Below are 3,453 nucleotides of genomic sequence, written 5' to 3' on the forward strand. Positions count from 1 at the left end.
GAGGGCAAGCTGCGTATAGCATCGGGACATGCCAAAATCTCCAAAGTGAAGCCATTGAAATCATTGGCATGTCGCACTTGGAAATAGAATGTACCGTATTCGAGATCATTCTGAAGAACGCCAATGACGGTACGGCGGCCTACGACCTTATGGCTGGCCTCTTCCGCATCGTCTGCAAGAACTCGCTGGTCAGCCAGACCGGCACCTTGGACAGCTTGAAGGTGCGCCATAGCGGTACCCCCGAGGGCGTCCAAGGCAAAGTAATTGAAGGCACCTACGAGGTGCTGCGCAATGCCGAGGCTGCGCTTGCCGCGCCTGCCGACTGGAGCGGGATTCAGCTTGATAAAGACGAGAAGAGATTATTGCCGAGGCCGCGCATGTACTGCGCTTCGACGATCAGGACAGCGATCTCGCCCAGGCAATCGACCCAGCACGGTTTCTGACAACCAAGCGCGTCGCCGATCGAGGAAACGATCTGTGGACCCAGTTCAACGTCGTCCAAGAGAACGTCATTCGCGGCGGTCTGCACGGCACCGTTAGTGACGATCAGGGCCGCCGCCGCAACGTTTCCACGCGCGCTGTCAAGGGCATTGACCAAGACGTCAAGCTCAACAAAGCGCTCTGGTTGGTCGCAAGGCGTATGGCCGAGCTTAAGGGCATAAAGGCCGACGCCTGACGCACGTAGCCCGGCCTTGTGCCGGGCTTTTGCGTTCCACCCTTTGGAGAAACAGCAATGCCAAGCCAACATTCCACGCGCATGCGCATACCCACCGATTGGGAGACAGCCCGCCAGCGCCAGGCCGCCGACGAAATGGCGGCATATCTCGCCAAGGCCGCCACCATGCGCGCCCGCATCGCCACCGCAAGAATTCTAATCTCCGAGCCGGTCACCCCTGCCCCCGGCCGGTGAGCGCAAGCACTCTCCCCCTCATGTCGCTTGCGCGGTCGCACGCTTCTGTCCCCTAGGCGTGCGGCCTTCCAGCGACATGCAACGAGGCAACCCCATGAAATCCAAGCTTTCAGCCGCCCAACGGCGCAAAGACTCTATCGAGCGGCGCTTTCCCTTCTGGTACCTCACCGGCAAAATGACGACGCCAGCGCCGCACATTACGGCAGCGTTCCGCTCCATCGCCGAGCTGGCGACACTCCGCGCCTACGTCATGCGCGGCAACATTAGCCCCGCAATGTGCGTGCTTCTCAGACAGTCCGCCCTCCGCTCCGCGAGGCTCAATCTCTGGGTGGGTCGGCGCTCGTCACCTCTCCCCTGGAAGGATCCTCACCGTGTTGAGTTTCAAGGATTCGCTCGCCTTCTTGGCCATCTGCGTTTTCGTCACTTCCTTTTCCATCTGGGGCGCCGTTATCGCCTCCCTTATCCACTAACGAGGACAATCGAATATGATCACCAGAGAACGCGCCGCCAGCGTGGACCACTTCGTGCGCCAGTTCGCCGACGATCGGATCTCCGACGGCGTCGAGAAGATCGCCGCCGACATGATCGGCGGGATCCTCCACTGGGTGATGCGCGACGCTGAGATGGCCGGCGAGGATGGCCGCAAGCCCGCCTTGGGTGTTGCCCGTGTCGGCCTATCGTCCTTCATCAGCGACCTGCACCGCATCGAGGGAAACCCCAGGCCGCCCGAGTGCTACACGCTGATCACGGTGCGCACCCAGGAAGGATTATGGGTGTCCGAGACCGGATTTGAAGAGGTCATCCAGACGCGGGACTGATTCACGAGTATTCGTAAGAATATAGTTGGTGGTCATTTGGCCTTACTCACCAGTTGCGATTTAGTTCACCAGAATGAGCTAATTGCGCAGCTCTAGTGTTGGTGTAACTTCGAGAAAGAGTTGCAAGTGACAACGCTATGCGACTTCAGTTCGAATCAGAGGGGGCCCATTATGATCAGGTTATCATTATTCCTTGCTGGAGCATTAATGATCGCAGGAAGCGCCGAGGCCCGTATTTCGTGCGGCGAAGTATACGCTAACAGTGTGCGCAACATATCGATTGAGACCAGATTGGCGATAGAGAAAGACTTCCTCTTCAACAATCATTGCTCCGCGAGTGGTGAGATTTCACAGTCAAGCTCCGGGTTCGACTTCACAGCAACAGTGAAGGCGATCGACGTCGGCTTTGGCGGTTCTCAGAGCGACGCCCGCCAATGGATGCAATCATTCTGCAAGGAGCACCTCCAAACGAGAGACCGGCAAAACGAACTGTTCAGGTTCGACAACACGGTCGTGGTTGACGCTTTGAATTCGCTCAACCAATGCCGAGCGCTCGAGATAAACGAGACGTACATCACGCATGTGCTCGTCGAACCCCGAGCTGCTATCCTGACGGTCGATTTCAATCGCGACAAAACGAACCTGCGTTTCCGTGGGATCACCTACGACACGGCAGTGGCGGACTGCTGGACAACTGGTCTCACCGACAGCGGTGAAAATCTCAGGCTCGACAATACGACCAAAGAGTTTGACGTGAAACGATCTTTCTCGGTCATATGTGAACGAAAGGGCACTCCAACTAAAGAGGGTTCAACGAAATTCGAGCGCTTCGTCGTCGGACTGGACACTAACCACGGCCCTTACACTGTAACAATGCCGTTAGAGGAACTGGCCGGCTTCGACCTTGGAAGCGAGTACAAGCGGAATGTCCTCGCCTTGGGCGGAGAGATTCAGCAGCTGCAGTCCGATAAGTCTAGTCTCACCAGCGCAGTTAACTCTCTGGAAAACCGAATTGCGAATGCCTCAGCAGAGTTGCACTTAATTAGGACTGGTGAGCATCCAATGGGATCATATTGGGAGCACCTGCGCTGCAAGAGAGACTTGAATGATTACGTAGCCAAAGTCTGTGGAACGAGAAAACCCCAGCTGCGCCACCTCCTTACACATGGCGGCAATGAGTGTGGGTACGGCTACTATATCTATGCCTGCGTGAGCACGGACTGACGTTCGGCCGTATGCCGAGTGACCTGCTGTGTGTTGTTGGCGAGGCAAGGTGCCTCGCCGTAGCAAATCGCCCTTCGACTCCACTATCACCCAGGACCAGTGGTCGTCTCAGCCTTCCTTCTGCTGAGCTTCGGCATGATTTCTTTAGTCTGTTCCGCAAGTTTCTGGACCAGGCTGCCTTCAAGGAATTCATGAACCGGACTGCCGGGCGTCGGTTTGTCGAGCAAGCGCAGAGGCGGTTCGTCCAATCGGTTTAGAGCCGACTGGAAAAGCGACTGGGCGAATTCGCCGCTCAAGTCGCGTGCCTCGCGGCGATAACCTTCATAGGCTTTAGAAACGGACGCCTTGAAAGCATAGTCTTCGGCCAGCCTGAAGCGTTGACCAATCTGCTTTGTCGACAGCCATGCTGACCTTGCCCCCAAGTTTTATCCAGTTTTGAGTTCGCTCCAGCGGTTTTGGGTTGCTGTATTCGGGGCGGTAGCGGCGGGTTGCGGTGCGGAG

The 3,453-nt window shown here is 56.9% G+C and carries 6 protein-coding genes; 5 read left to right on the forward strand and 1 reads right to left on the reverse strand.

Going from position 1 to position 3,453, the window contains the following annotated elements; genetic code table 11:
- The 5 genes from FHT70_RS30645 to FHT70_RS29950 form a co-directional block, all read left to right on the forward strand.
- A partial coding sequence (locus tag FHT70_RS30645; protein ID WP_281411818.1) for a DUF932 domain-containing protein occupies window positions 1-443 on the forward strand: 443 nt, incomplete at its 5' end.
- Entirely contained in the window at window positions 422-676 is a 255-nt protein-coding gene (locus tag FHT70_RS30650) for a DUF932 domain-containing protein (RefSeq protein ID WP_348649573.1), read from the forward strand. The genes FHT70_RS30645 and FHT70_RS30650, both read left to right, overlap by 22 nt.
- 57 nt (window positions 677-733) lie before the next feature.
- A complete protein-coding gene (locus FHT70_RS29940; RefSeq protein WP_183706738.1) occupies window positions 734-910 on the forward strand; it encodes a hypothetical protein in 177 nt (58 codons plus the stop codon).
- A 485-nt stretch (window positions 911-1,395) separates the two neighbouring features.
- Window positions 1,396-1,728: a hypothetical protein gene (locus tag FHT70_RS29945; protein ID WP_183706739.1), complete on the forward strand. Its 333-nt coding sequence runs from the start codon at window positions 1,396-1,398 to the stop codon at window positions 1,726-1,728.
- A gap of 207 nt (window positions 1,729-1,935) precedes the next feature.
- Window positions 1,936-2,952, forward strand: coding sequence for a hypothetical protein (locus FHT70_RS29950; protein WP_183706740.1), 1,017 nt, complete (start codon window positions 1,936-1,938; stop codon window positions 2,950-2,952).
- An 86-nt stretch (window positions 2,953-3,038) separates the two neighbouring features.
- Here the strand turns inward: FHT70_RS29950 and FHT70_RS29955 are convergent, their stop codons facing one another.
- Window positions 3,039-3,374, reverse strand: coding sequence for a hypothetical protein (locus FHT70_RS29955; protein ID WP_183706741.1), 336 nt, complete (start codon window positions 3,372-3,374; stop codon window positions 3,039-3,041).
- Window positions 3,375-3,453: the final 79 nt, after the last annotated feature.

The organism is Rhizobium sp. BK049 (assembly GCF_014193135.1).
Classification (GTDB): domain Bacteria; phylum Pseudomonadota; class Alphaproteobacteria; order Rhizobiales; family Rhizobiaceae; genus Rhizobium.